Consider the following 17,005-nt stretch of genomic DNA (forward strand, 5'->3'; position numbering starts at 1 on the left):
AGATTACTTGTCGTTTAGCGCTTCGACACCAGGAAGAGCTTTCCCTTCCATGAATTCGAGACTTGCTCCACCACCTGTAGAAATGTGGCTCATTTTGTCAGCAAGACCGAATTTCTCTGCCGCAGCAGCTGAGTCGCCACCGCCGATGATTGAGTACGCATCGCTGTCCGCAAGAGCTTGCGCGACACCTTTTGTACCGTTTGCGTATTTGTCGAGTTCGAATACGCCCATCGGTCCGTTCCAGACGACGAGTTTCGAGTTCTTGATTGCCTCTGCATAGAGTTCAACCGTTTTTGGACCGATATCAAGTGACATGTGATCTGCTGGGATCTCTGTGATGTCACGTGGTCCGACATATGTTTCTTCTCCGAATTCCTTCGTGATGACACAGTCGATTGGCATGAGGAACTTAACGCCTTTTTCTTCTGCTTTTTTCATGAATTCCTTCGCTTGGTCGATTTTATCGACCTCAAGAAGTGAAGTACCGACTTCGATACCACGAGCTGTGAGGAACGTGTACGATAAGCCGCCACCGATGATCAACGTATCGACGATGTCGAGTAAGTGATCGATGACACCGATTTTATCCGCTACTTTCGAACCACCGATGATTGCCGTGAACGGGCGATCTGGGTTAGAAAGAGCTTTACCGAGAACTTGAAGTTCTTTTTCGATGAGAAGACCGGCAACTGCTGTGTCGACATGGTGTGCGATACCTTCTGTCGATGCGTGTGCACGGTGTGCTGCGCCGAACGCGTCGTTGACGAAGACGTCAGCGAGTTTCGCGAATCCTTTAGCGAGCTCTTCGTCATTTTTCGTTTCACCAGGGTAGAAGCGAACGTTCTCTAAGACGACGACATCGCCGTTTTCGAGTTTGCTGACTGCTTCTTCTGCAACTGGACCGTATGCTTCTTCAACGAGCTTGATGTCTTTACCAAGCAATTCGCTGAGGCGTGCTACGACAGGTGCAAGTGAGAACTCAGGGTTCTTTTCGCCTTTTGGACGACCCATGTGGCTAGCGAGAATGACTTTTGCTCCGCCGTCGATCAAGTGTTTGATCGTTGGGAGTGCAGCACGGATCCGTGTGTCATCCGTGATTTTACCGTCTTCCAACGGTACGTTGAAATCCACGCGTGTAAATACGCGTTTTCCTTGTACATCGATGTCGCGAATCGATTTCTTATTCATACATTCGTCCTCCGTCTCTTACGTATAGTGAGGGGCGAATGCCCCTCCCGCTTTTTTCCGCAATAAGAGCGGAGACTGATATCGTTTCCGCTCTTATTCAATTGCTATTTAATTGCTCGAATTACTTAGCGATTTCTGCGAAGTGTTTGAGTGTACGAACGAGTTGGCTAGTGTAAGACATTTCGTTGTCATACCAAGCAACTGTTTTAACGAGTTGTTTGTCGCCGACTGTCATGACTTTAGTTTGAGTTGCATCGAAGAGTGATCCGTAAGAGATACCAACGATGTCAGAAGAAACGATTTCGTCTTCAGTGTAACCGTAAGACTCGTTAGCAGCTGCTTTCATTGCTGCGTTGATTTCTTCTACAGAAACTTTTTTGTCGAGTACAGTTACGAGCTCAGTGAGTGAACCTGTAGCGACTGGTACACGTTGTGCAGATCCGTCAAGTTTACCTTGAAGTTCTGGAAGAACGAGACCGATTGCTTTTGCAGCACCAGTTGAGTTAGGAACGATGTTTGCTGCTGCCGCACGTGCACGACGGAAGTCACCTTTAGGGTGTGGAGCGTCGAGTGTGTTTTGGTCACCAGTGTAAGCGTGGATCGTAGTCATGAGACCTTCAACGATTCCGAACTGATCTTGGAGAACTTTAGCCATTGGCGCGAGACAGTTAGTAGTACAAGAAGCACCAGAGATAACTGTTTCAGTTCCGTCAAGGATTTCGTGGTTCGTGTTGAAGACGACTGTTTTCATGTCGCCAGTTGCAGGTGCAGAGATAACGACTTTTTTAGCGCCAGCTTTCAAGTGAAGCTCAGCTTTTTCTTTGTCTGTGAAGAAACCAGTACATTCGAGAACGATGTCAACACCGAGCTCGCCCCATGGGAGTTCTTCTGGGTTGCGGTTAGCAAGTGTTTTGATTTCTTTACCGTTGACGAGGAAGTAACCGTCGTGTACTTCAACTTCGCCGTCGAAACGACCTTGAGTCGTATCATATTTGAGAAGGTGTGCAAGCATTTTAGTGTCTGTAAGGTCATTAATCGCGACTACTTCGATTCCATCGAATTGAAGAATTTGACGAAGTGCCAAACGTCCGATACGTCCAAATCCGTTAATACCAACTTTTACTGCCATGATAATTTTCCTCCTTTTAATGTAAAGCGAGTTATCTATTATTCAAAAGGGGGTTACCCTTTCAAAATCGAAGCTGCTGCGCCTTCATCCGTGATCAGGATGATGTCCGGCGACTGTTTGACATAGGCGTTAATCGCTTCTGCCTTCGAATGACCACCTGCGACGACGATGACGTGTTCGACTTGCTTCAAGTCAGCCAGTTGGAGACCAACCGTCTTGACCCGGTGCACGATGTTCCCGTCTCGGTCGAAGTAATATCCGAATGCTTCCGCTACTGCCTGTTCATGTTCCAGTCGGGTCAGGAGATCCTCAGACGCGCGACGACGTTTTGCCATCGTTTTCGCCTCACCAATTCCATGTACCACGATTGAAGCACCTTTAATCATTTGAAGCACATTTTTTATGCTCGGCTCTTCAATCATCTTGACGAACGTCTCTGTACTGACCATGTCGGGGATGTGAAGCAGATGATAATCACTTTGAGCGCGTGACGCCATCCGTGAGCATACTGTGTTCGCTTGTAGTTCGAGCGTTTCTCCCAGTCCTCCGCGTGCCGGAACGAACGTCATCGGACGGTGTTCCTTGTCTGGCGACATCATCGCCGCGACGGAAGCCATCGTCGTACCGCCTGTGACAGCAATCGTATTGTGATGGTCTGAAGAAAGCTCTCGTTTGAGTCGTGCGACGGTCGCCCGCCCCATGTCTCGTTGTACCCAGAAGGTCTCATCGGAATCACCCGGTACGATGACAACGTCCCGTACTCCAAGTCTCTCTTTTAAGGCTTTCGCCATGTCTGAGATCCCTGCGAGTTCTCCCATGATGCTGTGCATGCTGCGAAGAACGTTTCGTCCTTCATCCGTCAAGGACATCCCTTGCGTCGCGACCTCTAAGAGGTCTTGCTGCTTCAAGAAGTCAACTTCCCGCCGTAAGACGCGTTCCGTCAAGCCAAGGCTTGTCGCAAGCGTACGTCGTCCGATCGGTTGCATCAGTCGTACGTAATGAAGGATGTCGTAGCGTGTCTGCATTTCTTCGATCAGATCAGGCACGATTCGTTTTTGGATCTGGACTAACTGCCGAATCATGTATTTCCCTCTCCTCTCAAGTAGCTGGACGCTTTCTGTCCCGCATGTCATAACGTGTCCCACTTGGTACACCGTTATCATAACAGTCCATTTCTCGCCTTGCAAGTCTCGTTTCTCAAGTTTTTTGAAGTAAGCGGTTTCTTATCGTTTCCGTATCAAATTTGCCATAACTCCAGATTTCCTCGTCATGCATGACGACCGGAATTTCATATAAGAACCGTAGACTGAGCGCTTCATCCTGATCGATGTTGACTTCCTCGAATGTCCATTCCGGAAACTCATCGAGTACGAAGTCGAGTAAGATGGCGGCTTCTTCACATAGCGTACATCCCGGACGTGAATAGAGTGTTAAGTGTCTGTGTCGTTTTAATCCCATTCTGATTGCGCCTTCCTTTGCTGCATCGTTTTTTTCGTTAAACCAAGTGCTGCCCGATATTTCGCAACCGTCCGTCGCGCGACTGTCAGACCGTCTGCTTGCAGACGATCCGTCAATTGCTGATCACTTAACGGACGATCGCTATGTTGAATGTATTCGGCGATCCGTCGTTTAATCAAAAAACTCGAATCCCCGGTTGTCGTCCGTGAGACGAACAAGTCTTCTAGAGCGACGAGACCATGGATCGTCTCGACGTACTTCGCAGCAATCGCTCGACCGATCGTCGACGGATGATGCCCTGTTGCTTCTGCGACTTGTTTTTTCGTCAGGGGCTCAAGATGCAGTTCTCCCTTGAACCAGCGTTCTTGTCGCTCAAGCAAGACCGAGAGGATGGCATGCATCGTAACGCGACGTCGTTCGTACGCGCGTAAAAAAGGCGTTGCCTCTTTTAATCCGAGCCACTTCTGATCCGTGTCGAGTGTCATCCAGTCAATCTGAAGTTTTCCATCTAACTGGTGAATCCGTGCTTCTGCCATGACCGGTCGTTCTTCTTTAGGAAGATCCGGTGTCCGGCTCAGGCGCGTCAATCGTTTTCGCAACCGTGCTCGATCCTGTTCACTGAACTGCGCGAACACTTGACTCGCCGGTTCATGTCGTAACCGATCCGTCAGTCCGATCAATTCTGCGTCGTCTAGCTCGATCGCCTGTAACCATTGGCACTCGCGCTCCGAGCGGGCAGCAATGCCGACTGGTTCACATTGTTGTAAGAGTGTCCGTGCTTCAGTAATCGTTGCGACATCGGTCGAGAAGGATGCAGCGAGCTGCTCGTCCGATGTCCGCAATAAACCGTCCGCTTCTAAATACACGATGAGTTGTTCCGCCATATATCCTATTTCCTGTCTGACTGATTCTAAACGTATTTGTGCAAGAAGCTCGTCTTCATAGGATGCCAAATGTCCTGCCATCTGCTCGGCCTCTAACGAAACCTGATTCGGGTAATGGCGGTGCAATCGTCGTTTTAACCGCCGCCATTCCTCCTCAAGATCAGCCGCTGGTTGCTCGAGTACGTGTAACTGATATTGTTGTGACGCCGATAACGTCATCTGTTGCGTCTGTTCCTGGCGTTGATCCATCGATTCCCCTCCTCCATTTCTTATTATAGAAGAAACGTTTTAAAAAACATGCTTTGAACCCCTTTTGAGTCGCTTGAGAAAAGAAAAGTCGCGCTTCCCTATTGCTTTTCTGAAAAAATGTCGCTATACTATTAATTGTTCAGTACATCAGATGCACCCGTAGCTCAGGGGATAGAGCACTGGTTTCCGGTACCAGGTGTCGGGAGTTCGAATCTCTCCGGGTGTACCATTTATTCAACTACAAGGCAATGCCAGCAATGGCATTGCCTTTTTTCTATATTGATATGTTTCATTTGCCCTTGTAATGGAAAAATACCTAAAAGTCGCATCGTATCTTTTGACCAATATTGACCAAAGGATTATGATAAGGATAAGTCGAATAGGAAGCTACATACCAACTATAAGGAGGCAAAGACTATGTTAATTCCAACAGTCATCGAACAAACAAACCGCGGGGAACGTGCTTACGATATCTACTCACGTTTGCTAAAAGACCGCATCATTCTTCTCGGGAGCGCGATTGACGACAACGTCGCCAACTCAGTCGTTGCCCAACTTCTGTTCTTAGCAGCAGAAGATCCAGATAAAGAAATCTCGCTTTACATCAACAGCCCAGGTGGTTCGATCACTGCCGGTATGGCGATTTACGATACAATGAACTTCATCAAGCCACAAGTTTCAACAATTTGTATCGGTATGGCAGCATCGATGGGTGCGTTCTTGCTCCAAGCAGGCGCAAAAGGAAAACGTTTCGCGTTACCAAACGCTGAAATCATGATTCACCAACCACTCGGTGGTACACAAGGTCAAGCATCGGATATCAAAATCCATGCGGAGCGTATCATCAAAATGCGTGAGCACCTCAACAAAATCATGGCTGAAAACACAGGACAACCACTTGAAGTCATCGAACGCGATACAGAGCGTGACAACTTCATGTCAGCACAAGCTGCTGCTGACTACGGTCTCATCGACCGCGTCATGGAACGTGCATAAGTCATCCAGAGTGTCTCCTTCGGGAGGCACTTTTTTTGTATACATAAAGTCTTGTCGTTTATCGTTGCATACAAAAAACCTCCCGTTCCTTATAGAACGAGAGGGCGATGATCAGTCGATCAAGTCTGTGATGTCTGAAACGATATCGTGGTTTTCACGAATCAGCGAGTAGATCGCGTTCGCATGTGGCGAAAGCTCTTCTTCTGCTTGTAATTGTTTCAGGAATAAAGATGTTGCGAACGCAACGAGTGTGCTTTTCGGTACACCGATTGCTTTTGCTTTTTTTGTTAACACTTCATCAAACTTCGCATCGACTGTCAGCGAAATACGTTTCTTTTCGTTAGCCATTTCAAAAACTCCTTAATTCGAACATTTAGTTGCATCGACTATATATTATAGTAGACTATGGTTCATCCCGCAAGCGACCCTCTTATATGGCCCCTGTCATCGACTCTCCGTTTCGTACTTTTTCAGCGATTTGATCAATCTTCCGCAACCGGTGATTGATCCCTGATTTTGAGATGGAGCCGCTTTCGACCATCTCACCAAGCTCTTGCAACGTGACGTCTTGATGTGTCACGCGCAAGATCGCGATCTCTTTCAATTTATCCGGTAAGACATCGAGTCCGACCGTTCGCTCGAGGAACTTAATATTTTCGACTTGGCGTAATGCTGCGCCAACCGTCTTGTTAAGGTTCGCCGTCTCACAGTTGACGAGACGGTTGACCGAGTTACGCATATCTTTTAAGATCCGCACGTCCTCGAACCGTAGCATCGATTGTGTCGCATCAACGAGCTTGAGGAAATCAGAAATCTTCTCGCTCTCCTTGATATAAAGGATATGTCCCTTTTTCCGTTCGATTGCCTTCGCGTTCAAATCAAAGACGTTTGATAGACCGCGGAGCGCCGCATTGTGTTCTTCATATAAGCTGAAGATTTCCAAGTGGTACGACGACGTCGCCGGATTGTTGAGCGAACCCCCGGCGAGGAACGCCCCTCGTAAATATGCGCGTGCTTTTCGTTCATCGTTTAAGATCGTGTCACTGATGGAACGAATCATCGTGAATCCTTCTCCTAAAATCCCGAGGTCTTGCAAAATCTTATCCGCCTGTTGTTTGACGCGGACGATGTAGACATTATTCTTTTTCAGACGCATTTTCTTCCGAACGAGCAGATCGAGATGAACCCCGTATGCTTTTTTCAAAAGCGAATAGATCCGACGGGCAATCGAGGCATTCTCGGTCGAGATATCGAGTGTCAGACCACGTCCGAGACCGAACGAGATCGCACCGTTCATCCGGGCAAGCGCCGCGAGTTCCGCCTTCATCTCGTGATCAGTAATCGGAATCTGCGTTAATTCTTTTTTGACTTCTGAGGCAAAGCTCATGTCAGCTCCTCCTTTCCTTCGAGTTGACGCATCCGTCGAATCGACAACACTTTTCGCATGACGAGGCTTGCGACAGCATCTGAGTCATGACGAATGAAGTGATGATTGTAATCGACGATATCGTCTGCTAGCACTTCAACGCCTGCTAACTCGAATTGTTTTTCATTATAGGTGACGATGTCAGCGTGATCCTTTTGATATTTCTTCAGGTAACTCGCATCGATCGATTCATTATTGACGATGATCGTATCGACGACCCCTTGTCCGAGGAAGCGTTCGAGTGCCGCTAAATGTTCATTGGCTGTGAACGCTGTCGTCTCACCGGGTTGCGTCATGACGTTACAGATATAGACGACCGGAGCTAGCGATTGCTGGATTGCTTCTCGGATTTCGTCGATCAGAACGTTCGGGATGATACTCGTATAGAGACTGCCCGGACCAAGGACGATGACATCGGCATCAAGAATCGCCTGAATCGCTTCCGGTACTGGACGGACATCTTGTTCTTCAAGGAAAATCCGTTCAATCTTCTTACCGACCTTCGGAATCAACGACTCGCCTTTAACGATCGTTCCGTCCTCGAACTCGGCACAGAGCGTGATCGTCCGTTCCGTCGCCGGATAGACTTTTCCTTCCGCGTTCAACAGTTGCCCCATGACACCGATCGCTTCAACGAACGAACCGTTACAAAGTTGGGTTGCTGCCGTCAGCATCAGGTTCCCGAGTGAATGACCATGCAGTCCTTCCCCGGTCTCGAACCGGTACTGCATGATCCGGTCCATCAATGTCTCTGACTTCGATAAGGAGACGATGACGTTTCGGATATCGCCCGGCGGCAACATATTGAATTCCGTCCGCAAACGACCAGAACTGCCCCCGTCATCAGCAACGGTGACGATGGCTGTGATGTCGAGCGGGTAATGTTTCAGTCCACGAAGAAGCGTCGAGAGTCCTGTTCCGCCACCGACAGCGACGACTTTACGTTCCCATTTCATCACTTCTCCCCCTTCGCATACACATAATCCCGGTGATTCGTCTCGATATGATACTGCGTCGCAAATTCTTTACTGATCGCTTCTGCAAACGTGATTGAACGATGTTTCCCACCTGTACAACCGAGGGCGATGACGAGTTGCGACTTCCCTTCCCGCTCGTATTGCGGAATCAGGAATTCGAGCAGGTCGACGAGTTTTTTATAGAACAGCTTTGCTTCCGGCCATTGCATGACGTACGATGCCACTTCCTCGTCAAGTCCAGTTTTTGGACGCAACTCTGGAATGTAGAACGGGTTCGGTAAGAAGCGCAGGTCAAAGACAAGATCCGCATCAAGCGGTAAGCCATGCTTAAAGCCGAACGACATGACGTTGACCGTGAACGGAATCCGTGTGCCTTCCGTGAACTCCTTTAAAAGACGTTCTTTCAGTGCAAGCGGCTTGATGTCACTCGTATCAATCAGCATCTGTGCTTTATCGCGGAATCCTTCGAGCAACGTTCGCTCACGTTCGATTCCAATCAATGGTGAATCCGTCGGTGCAAGTGGATGCGAACGACGCGATTCCTTGTAACGGCGGACAAGGACATCGTTTCGCGCATCAAGGTACAGCATCCGGATTTGTAAGTCCGTTTTCTTTAAATCCTCATAGACGACAAAAAAGCTGTCAATGAAATCACGCGCGCGGGTATCGATGGCAACGGCGATTTTAGGACGCACTTGTCCAATGACTTCGATGAGATGCGGCAGTAACGTCGGGGGTAGATTGTCGACACAAAAATAGCCTAAGTCCTCAAAGCTGTTCATTGCGACAGTCTTCCCAGCCCCACTCATACCCGTGATGATGACAAGTTGCGGTTGATTCTGTTCCATCTTTTCGCCCTCCAGACAACAGTTCCGTGTGTATTTTTTCGCTTCTTTTTCAGTATATCATAAAAAAAGAGCCAGCTTCACTGAAGTCTCCTTCAATGAAACTGGTTCGATATTATGCGTGTGAGGATTCTTGTAATTCTTCAAGCAACGCTTCGATGAAATGCTGTGCATTTTGTGCGGCAATCGAACCATCGTTCGTTGCTGTAACGACTTGGCGCAATGTTTTTTCACGAACGTCACCAGCAGCAAAGATACCTTTGATGTTCGTTTCCATTGCTTCGTTCGTCACGACGTAGCCTTGGTCGTTCAAGATGCCGAGATCTTGGACGTACCCAGTGATTGGGTTCATTCCGATGTAGATGAAGACACCATCAATCGGATGCGTCGTCACGTCAGCTGTTTTTGTATTGATTAGCTCGATGCCGCCGACTTTCCCGTCTTGTTCGTTGATCTGTTTGACTGTATGGTTCCAGATGAAGTCAATTTTCGGGTTGTCGAACGCACGTTTTTGAAGAATTTTTTGAGCGCGAAGCTCATCACGACGGTGTACGATCGTGACTTTTTTCGCGAAGCGCGTCAAGTAGACACCTTCTTCAACTGCTGAGTCACCACCACCGATGACGAAGAGTTCTTTTTCTTTGAAAAATGCACCATCACAAACGGCACAGTACGAGACACCGCGACCGCCGAGCTCTTCTTCACCCGGTACGCCGATTTTTTTATATTGTGCACCAGACGCGATGATGATCGCCCGTGCATAGTAATCTTTGTTGTGTGCATGAATCGTTTTGTATGCTTTACCGTCTTCGATGCTTCGAACGTCTCCGTACGCATATTCTGCGCCGAATGCTTTCGAGTGGTCGAACATTTTTTGCGAGAGATCTGGTCCGAGGATGCTATCGTATCCTGGGTAGTTCTCGATATCTTCTGTGTTCGCCATCTGACCGCCCGGAATCCCGCGTTCGATCATCAATGTCGAAAGGTTCGCACGTGATGCGTAAAGTGCAGCTGTCATCCCAGCAGGACCTGCCCCGATGATGATGACGTCATAAATTTTTTGTTCTGTTTCCGCCATGATTCCACCCCATTTATCGTAATCGTTGTAGTTTGAGTATAGGTGAGAATCCCCTAAACGTCTAACACTTTGCTTGCAGCGGTGCCAGCATCCGTTCATGTGTCCGGATCATTGACGCGACATGATCGAACGAACAATCGACGAGCGATGCGCATTCCTCGATCAACATTCCGTCTCGTAAATCATGGAACAGGTAAAGCAGTGATGCCGCGGATGCTTCAATTGAATCGAACGATTCTCCACTTAAAACGAGCTGTGCGAAGCGTTCATAAAAATCCCCTTCAAGACTCATCCGTTCTTCGTCTGAAACGAATCGTTCTGCAAGACGGATCGTCTGCAATGCCCGGTGAATGCGTTCATCCACGACATCGGTCCGTCCTTCCATCTCGACGATGATCTGTTCCGTCAATAACAGGACATCTTCCCGATCCGTCACTTCCGGCATCATCGACAATGCAAGTCGTGCTTCAGCATCGTTCAGCTTGCCAAGAAGAAGTGCCGTGAAGATGCGCGAGACGTCATCTTCCGTCTTCAACGCTTGGATGAGTGCCGAGCGAAACTGTAGGTTGTGGCGGATGTCATACGTATCCGTTTCTTCCTTTAACGCTTGTGCTTCGTCTGACTTCAAGAAAGCCGCCGCTTCTTCGACGTGTCCTGTCTTATAGGCAGAGATCGATAACCAGTGCCCAAAGAGGGGATCTCCTCGGTACCCGCGACGCTCGAGTAATTTCAACTCTTCATAGGCGATATCGTACCGTCCGATGATCGCTAAAGTCGACGCTACCTTATAACGTGTCTCAAGATGCACGGAACGGACGTGTTCGAGCTGACGAGAGAGACGGTGCGCCTCTTCGTCCTGTCCCATCTCGTGTAGCAAGACGAGCGTGTTACAGAGGGCATGCAAATTCCCAGGGTTTCCTTCAAGGACCCGTTCGAGGGAAGCGAATGCCTGATCGTTCTCTCCTAAATAGAACTCGACGATCGCGAGGTTGTTGTAGGCAGGCCAGAACGTCGGGTACTGGGCAATCAGTCCAGTCAACGTCTCCTGTGCCGCGAACAGCATCCCTTTATCGATCTGGCGTTGTGCTTGACCGTGCAGACGAATCAATTCGTCCTCTTCGTCGTCTTCCATCTCTTGTTCGAGATCAATCAGTTCCACGAGTGCGGCCGATGCCTCCGCGTGTTTACCGTTTGGTGCTTGCTCTAAATATTCCATCGCATGCTGTCGCGCTTCTTCATAAAGTGAGACATGTGCGTAGTTATTCGCTAAATAAAAGAGTGATTCCATATTTGATGCGTCGAGTGCACGTACTTGTTTCAAGACATCATTCGCATGATTGATTTCTCCTGTCTCGAATAAGACACGGGCATAACGGAGCAAATAACGGATGTCCGCTGGCTGAAGTGTCGTCGCCTCATCTAAATGATAGACGGCTTCGTCCAGTCGCCCTTCCCGGTGCGCCTTCCGTCCGCGGAAATAAAAAAGTTCCGCTTGGCGCGCTGTTATCGCAAAGGGGTCTGCTTTGTATTTGGTTAATTCCATCATGATTCAAGCCCCCATAAATAGTAAACTGGTTTCGTAGTTGCAGACACAAGAATACCCTATCTCTAGAAGGCATGCAACAGAAAAAAACGCCGGAGTTCATCCCCAGCGTTTTGCATAAATTGATTCCAGTTCTTTGTAATTCTCTAAGCATTTTCGTACAAAAGCATCCGTCTCTGGATTCAGTCCTCCAAGACGTGCCACGTCCTTGTCATATGCCTGCCGTAAGCTCGTCGCATAATCGGGAATCTCTCCGTCATACGTATAAACGACTGCGGGCGAAACCGTGATCTTTTCGTGCTTATGCAAGGCGGTCCGGATATGAAAGAGCGGGACATCGACTTGGTTCGGTTGGTGAAGATCTCCTTGAACCGGATGCTTTTCGACAGCCAGCACCTCCACGACGAGACCTTGTGGACGTTCGGCGAATAATCTTCCGAAATACTTTCCTGTCTTATACGTAAAGCGGATGTGCGTCATCTTTTTTCCTTCTTCCTTCTCACAGTTTTGTCACATTTCGTGCCGGCGAAGCGGCTGACTCGAGACGCGTTCGTTCGGAGCGATGTCTCGGTGAACAACGGATCCGGCACCGACAACGGCACCATCTCCGATCGTCACGCCCGGTAAGATCGTCACGTTCGCACCGATTAAGACGTTACTTCCGATGACGACGTCACCTAAACGATATTCTGTCGTCAAATATTCATGACAGAGGATTGTCGTATTGAAGCCGATGATCGTATTGTCACCAATCGTGATCCGTTCCGGGAACATCGTGTCTGGCATCACCATCAAGGCAAGTGCCGTCTTCTCCCCGATCTTCATTCGAAGACACGTCCGGTAAAGCGCGTTCTTAAAGCGTAACGACGGGGCAAACCGACCAATCGTGACGATCGTAAAGCACCACATTACTTTAAAGAACGACACCGTCCGGTACATATGCCAGAGTGGATTCGTCGTTCCGACCTGAAACCGATCAGTTCGCCGTGCCATTTTGTTCCTCCAGCCAAGCAGCGAGATGATCCATCGAATCAATGATGACATCCGGTTCGAGAGCTTCTAAGTACGCACGTCCTTTGATCGCCCATCCAACCGCGACCGTCTTCACTCCTGCGTTCTTGCCCCCAAGGATGTCCGTATCGTTGTCACCGACCATGATCGTCTCGTCTGGTGTTGATCCAAGTAACTGCATCGCTTTCTCAAACGGCTCGACGGCTGGTTTTTCTTCCGTTACGTCGTCGGCTGCGATGACAGCGTCAAACAGTGACGTCAATCCGAATAACTCGATGCCGCGGAGAGCGACACGACGACTCTTCGACGTGACGACCGCCATCTTATAGCCTGCTTCATGCAAACGGCGTAATCCGTCAAGCACACCTGGATACTCGAGCACGAGTGCGTCATGCATGGCGATGTTGTAGCTTCGGTAAAAAGCGACCATCTCTTTCCACTGTTCCGTATTCATCGCTGAGAATGACTTTTCAAGCGTCGGACCGATGAACGGAAGCAGTTCCGCTTCCGTGAACGTCCGGTCGGGGTAATAGTAACTGAGCGTATGCTCAAAGCTTTTTAAGATCAATGGATTCGTATCAATCAACGTTCCATCTAAGTCAAACAAAAGTGTGCGAATCATCGATTACTTCGCCTCCTTTTTTGAACCGTCCAAGTAACGAACGGCATTGCGACGAATGACGAGCATGATCACACCGAAGATGACTAAACAGATCGAGACGACTTGCGCCGTCCGCAGTCCGTCAGCCATCAGACTGTCCGTCCGGAGTCCTTCGATAAAGTAGCGTCCGATCGAATACCAAATCAAATAACCGAGGAAGACATATCCACGACGTGGGTTGAACTTCATCCGCCAGACGATTAATAGAATGACACCAATGATGTTCCAGATGCTTTCATAGAGGAATGTCGGTAAGTAGTACGTCCCGTCGATGTACATCTGATTGACGATCCAGTTCGGTAAGTGCAGCGTATCTTGTAAGTACGACCATGTCGTCTCGCCGCCGTGTGCTTCTTGGTTGAAGAAGTTGCCCCAGCGTCCGACAGCTTGACCGAACAAGAGCGACGGTGCCAGGATATCAGCGATCTGCCAGAACGAGATCTTTTTCTTACGTGTATAGATGATGACCGTCAAAATCGCGCCGATGATTGCGCCATGGATTGCGATTCCACCTTGGCGGATGTTGATGATCTGATCAAGATGCTGACTGTAGTAGTCCCACTCGAACGCGACGTAGTAAATCCGGGCACAGATGATACTGATCGGAATTGACCAGATGACGACATCGACCGCATACTCTTCATTGAAGCCGATCCGCTTCGATTCGAAGATCGCGATCAACAGACCGACGACCGCACCGAGTGCGATGACGATCCCGTACCAGTAAATCGGTACCGGTCCGAGATTGATTGCGACGCGATCAAACGTTGGTTGTACAGAGGCTAGAGTTCCCATCAAAGACCACCATTCCCATCTTCAATTGCTTGCGCGAGACGTCCCGCGAATTCTTCTGCTGTATTAATGCCCATGTTTTTCAGGCGATAGTTCATCGCTGCCACCTCAATAATGACGGCGAGGTTTCGTCCGGGACGAACCGGAATCGTCAAGAACGGGATTTCCGTATCGATGATTTGAAGCGTCTCTTGATCCAGACCAACGCGGTCATAGACTTTCGATTGATCCCAAATCTCGAGGTTACAGACGAGGCTGATCTTCTTGTGCGAGCGAACAGCACCTGCACCGAACAACGTCATCACGTCGATGATCCCGATTCCACGAATCTCAAGCAGATGTTGAATCAACTTCGGTGCCGTTCCGACGAGAATCCCGTCACCCGTTTGACGAATCTCGACCGAGTCATCTGCGACCAAACGATGACCCCGCTTGACGAGTTCGAGTGCTGTTTCCGATTTACCGACGCCACTTGCTCCTTTGATGAAGACGCCGACACCATAGATATCGACAAGGACACCATGCATCGCCGTCGTTGGCGCGAGTTCCGCTTCGAGGAAGTTCGTGATCTGTGACTCGACCGATGTCGTATGCCCTTTTGTCGTTAACAGTGGCACGTTCGTCTCGTCCGCAGCTTGGATGATCGCTTCCGGCACTTCAAATCCACGTGTGATCAAGATACCAGGTGTTTCATCTGTACAGAGGACGTTTGCTCGTTCACGTTGTTCCTCGTACGTTAAATTATTGAAGAACGTCAATTCTGTTTTTCCGAGAATTTGAAGACGTTCCGCCGGGTAATAGGCATAATAACCGGCAAGCACAAGGCCAGGTCGGCACAAATCAGCCGTTAGAATCGGGCGATGTAAGCCTTCTTCTCCCGTGACGATGTGGAGATTGAATTGTTTTACGATTTCAGCTGTTCGCACTTTTGGTTGCACGCTTCGTCAGCCCCTTTCACTTGAAGTATTGTACCATATTTTTATTCGGTTCATGGAATTGGATTAGAAGCATGATTTCTTGGGAATGGAATAAAGAGTTAATATTTTGAAGGAGGTTTTGCCATGATGTCAGGTGGCGGTATTTGGTTCGTTTTAATACTTATTTTATTTGGAATCCTCGCGATCGCCGGTTTCGTTTATCTCGTGATTTCGCTGATCGATATGTGGAAGGCTTACTCCCGGAATCAAGATCAAACAGCTCTCTTATTCTTTATTATTTCCATCATCGGGGTCTTCATCAGTGGGTCTTTCATCTCTTACGTCTTAGCCATCATTTTCTATTGGAATCGTTCCCGTGGCAAGAGTTGGCTCGGCATTGGTCTGATTCTCGTTTCGATTGTGCTTGCAATCATCGGTATCATTGCCTTACTCTCGTTCGGGTATGACATGAACAACATCGAAAACATGAACTTCGATGAACCAATGATGGATCAAGACTACAACTATTGATTTAACGTACACCTATCTTCTTCGATGAGGATAGGTGTTTTTGTATATGCAGACGAAGTCGTTCCGCATGTGTGACTCCTATAGGAAAAAGCGCGGATATCCACGCTGTCAGAGACAAACGAGCCTGAGGAAAGTATGTAAAGCGGATACGACGTCACAAGAAAAGCGCAACCTCTTTTTCAAGAAGTTGCGCCGAGTATACTTATAACGCTTGTGGACTGAGGTGAACACCGTGCGTGACAGAAATCGTACCAGTCTTCGTATCCGCTTCAATCTCAATTTTAGGTGAACGACCGCGCCCTGAGACGAAATGGAGTTTCCGGTTGACGATCTCTTTTTGATCCCGGATCAATTCCATATCGTCAAGATTGCAGTTGAGACCACCGAAGTTCGTCTCAAGTTCTCCGTAGACTTCAGCGCCATGCGGCAACATTAAGGCGATACTTCCGGCTAGTGACGACGCTTTGACCTTCGCATTTTGCGCCGTCTTCAGCTCGCACCGGATGTTTCCGTTCGCCGTTTTCAGTTCCGATCGTTCGAAGACACCCGTCGAAATGATTTGACCATTAGCTGTCTTCGCTTTCAAGACTTTCAACTCCGACTCTTCAATTTCAATCGAGCCATTCGCTGTCGATACTTTAACATCCTCACTGAAGAGGTCACGGACGTTGACACGACCGTTCGCTGTCATCAGTTGAGCAGACGTCGTATCGAGTGACGATAACGAAATCTCACCGTTCAACGTCTGTAAAACGAAGGATTCGTAATGACGGCGTGGTACTTTCAGGTGAACCGTCGCTCGGACACTTTTATCCTTCAAACGGATTGAGAGTGTATTCGCCGATACTGCGTGCTGAACGGCAGCTTGTAGTTGCTCAAGCGCTTGTTCTTCCGTCACCTGCTGGCGGCGGAGCGGACGTCCTGTCACCGTTAATTCGCATTCTTCAAGATCACTCGGTTCGACGACCAAGTTCGCATTGAACAGATCAACGTGAACCGTCTCTCCGCTGAATGGGAATTGTTTGACGTAGGTGACGTTCGGACCGGACGCCTGATTGAGTGAAAGATCACTATCCTTGATCCGGCTGACGAGATTGTCAAACGCTGACATGACTTTCGTCGTCAGCGAATCGACAGAATACTGGTCGACCCGATCATACTGTTCTGGTTCATCGACGTACTTATGTTCACTGGCAGAAGTTGCACGTTCGTCGATCGCTTCGAGCCGCTCGAGTTTATCGAGTGCCTCATCAATCGTTAACTTTCCTTCTTTGACTTGCTCCAATATCAATTGACGCATATCTTGCTTCATGAACCGTT

At 48.7% G+C, this 17,005-nt stretch carries 18 protein-coding genes, 1 tRNA gene and 1 pseudogene; 3 read left to right on the plus strand and 17 right to left on the minus strand.

The features are described from left to right. Positions 1-3: 3 nt before the first annotated feature. The 5 genes from pgk to BW42_RS09130 form a co-directional block, all read right to left on the minus strand. The gene (pgk, locus tag BW42_RS09110) at positions 4-1,188 is read right to left on the minus strand and encodes a phosphoglycerate kinase (RefSeq protein WP_035396304.1); all 1,185 of its coding nucleotides are present in this window, start codon (positions 1,186-1,188) and stop codon (positions 4-6) included. Positions 1,189-1,309: 121 nt separating this feature from the next. After that, entirely contained in the window at positions 1,310-2,317 is a 1,008-nt protein-coding gene (gene gap, locus BW42_RS09115; protein ID WP_035409970.1) for a type I glyceraldehyde-3-phosphate dehydrogenase, read from the minus strand. 53 nt (positions 2,318-2,370) lie between these two features. Continuing rightward, entirely contained in the window at positions 2,371-3,399 is a 1,029-nt protein-coding gene (locus tag BW42_RS09120; RefSeq protein WP_023469218.1) for a sugar-binding transcriptional regulator, read from the minus strand. A gap of 115 nt (positions 3,400-3,514) precedes the next feature. Beyond that, positions 3,515-3,775 carry a glutaredoxin family protein gene (locus BW42_RS09125; protein ID WP_035409973.1) on the minus strand — a complete coding sequence of 87 codons (261 nt, stop codon included), beginning with the start codon at positions 3,773-3,775 and terminating at the stop codon, positions 3,515-3,517. Continuing rightward, a complete protein-coding gene (locus BW42_RS09130; RefSeq protein ID WP_035409976.1) occupies positions 3,766-4,908 on the minus strand; it encodes an RNA polymerase subunit sigma-54 in 1,143 nt (380 codons plus the stop codon). Before BW42_RS09130 ends, BW42_RS09125 begins: the two co-directional genes overlap by 10 nt. A gap of 153 nt (positions 4,909-5,061) precedes the next feature. Between BW42_RS09130 and BW42_RS09135 the strand changes: the two genes are divergently transcribed. Both BW42_RS09135 and clpP read left to right on the plus strand, forming a co-directional pair. Beyond that, positions 5,062-5,137, plus strand: a tRNA-Arg gene (locus BW42_RS09135). Between the two features lie 182 nt (positions 5,138-5,319). After that, positions 5,320-5,904: pseudogene (gene clpP / locus BW42_RS09140) on the plus strand (ATP-dependent Clp endopeptidase proteolytic subunit ClpP); the annotation flags it as partial. A 111-nt stretch (positions 5,905-6,015) separates the two neighbouring features. On the opposite strand, the gene BW42_RS09145 reads toward clpP, so the two are convergent. The 11 genes from BW42_RS09145 to hprK form a co-directional block, all read right to left on the minus strand. Beyond that, the gene (locus BW42_RS09145) at positions 6,016-6,252 is read right to left on the minus strand and encodes a hypothetical protein (RefSeq protein WP_035409978.1); all 237 of its coding nucleotides are present in this window, start codon (positions 6,250-6,252) and stop codon (positions 6,016-6,018) included. Between the two features lie 82 nt (positions 6,253-6,334). Further along, on the minus strand, positions 6,335-7,291 hold the full coding sequence (gene whiA, locus BW42_RS09150) for a DNA-binding protein WhiA (RefSeq protein WP_035409981.1): 957 nt from the start codon (positions 7,289-7,291) through the stop codon (positions 6,335-6,337). Next, positions 7,288-8,286: a YvcK family protein gene (gene yvcK / locus BW42_RS09155; protein WP_035409984.1), complete on the minus strand. Its 999-nt coding sequence runs from the start codon at positions 8,284-8,286 to the stop codon at positions 7,288-7,290. The genes whiA and yvcK overlap by 4 nt, the downstream gene beginning before the upstream one ends. Next, on the minus strand, positions 8,286-9,155 hold the full coding sequence (gene rapZ / locus BW42_RS09160) for an RNase adapter RapZ (RefSeq protein WP_035409987.1): 870 nt from the start codon (positions 9,153-9,155) through the stop codon (positions 8,286-8,288). Before rapZ ends, yvcK begins: the two co-directional genes overlap by 1 nt. 112 nt (positions 9,156-9,267) lie before the next feature. Further along, positions 9,268-10,230, minus strand: coding sequence for a thioredoxin-disulfide reductase (gene trxB, locus BW42_RS09165; RefSeq protein WP_023469225.1), 963 nt, complete (start codon positions 10,228-10,230; stop codon positions 9,268-9,270). 61 nt (positions 10,231-10,291) lie between these two features. After that, the gene (locus BW42_RS09170; RefSeq protein WP_035409989.1) at positions 10,292-11,776 is read right to left on the minus strand and encodes a tetratricopeptide repeat protein; all 1,485 of its coding nucleotides are present in this window, start codon (positions 11,774-11,776) and stop codon (positions 10,292-10,294) included. A 96-nt stretch (positions 11,777-11,872) separates the two neighbouring features. Further along, a complete protein-coding gene (kapB, locus tag BW42_RS09175; protein ID WP_035409991.1) occupies positions 11,873-12,253 on the minus strand; it encodes a sporulation phosphorelay system protein KapB in 381 nt (126 codons plus the stop codon). A gap of 30 nt (positions 12,254-12,283) precedes the next feature. Next, complete coding sequence (locus BW42_RS09180) at positions 12,284-12,766, minus strand: DapH/DapD/GlmU-related protein (RefSeq protein WP_035409993.1); 483 nt, start codon at positions 12,764-12,766, stop codon at positions 12,284-12,286. Beyond that, entirely contained in the window at positions 12,750-13,406 is a 657-nt protein-coding gene (gene ppaX / locus BW42_RS09185) for a pyrophosphatase PpaX (protein WP_035409995.1), read from the minus strand. Before ppaX ends, BW42_RS09180 begins: the two co-directional genes overlap by 17 nt. 3 nt (positions 13,407-13,409) lie before the next feature. Next, positions 13,410-14,240 (minus strand): prolipoprotein diacylglyceryl transferase, encoded by an 831-nt coding sequence (lgt, locus tag BW42_RS09190; RefSeq protein ID WP_035409997.1) that lies wholly within the window; start codon positions 14,238-14,240, stop codon positions 13,410-13,412. After that, a complete protein-coding gene (hprK, locus tag BW42_RS09195; protein WP_035396292.1) occupies positions 14,240-15,175 on the minus strand; it encodes an HPr(Ser) kinase/phosphatase in 936 nt (311 codons plus the stop codon). Before hprK ends, lgt begins: the two co-directional genes overlap by 1 nt. 123 nt (positions 15,176-15,298) lie before the next feature. Between hprK and BW42_RS09200 the strand changes: the two genes are divergently transcribed. Next, positions 15,299-15,685 (plus strand): hypothetical protein, encoded by a 387-nt coding sequence (locus tag BW42_RS09200; protein WP_035409998.1) that lies wholly within the window; start codon positions 15,299-15,301, stop codon positions 15,683-15,685. Between the two features lie 202 nt (positions 15,686-15,887). On the opposite strand, the gene BW42_RS09205 is transcribed toward BW42_RS09200, so the two are convergent. Continuing rightward, a complete protein-coding gene (locus tag BW42_RS09205) occupies positions 15,888-16,997 on the minus strand; it encodes a DUF4097 family beta strand repeat-containing protein (RefSeq protein ID WP_035410000.1) in 1,110 nt (369 codons plus the stop codon). Positions 16,998-17,005 lie beyond the last annotated feature (8 nt).

This window comes from Exiguobacterium sp. RIT341, from assembly GCF_000632205.1.
Classification (GTDB): Bacteria; Bacillota; Bacilli; order Exiguobacteriales; family Exiguobacteriaceae; genus Exiguobacterium_A.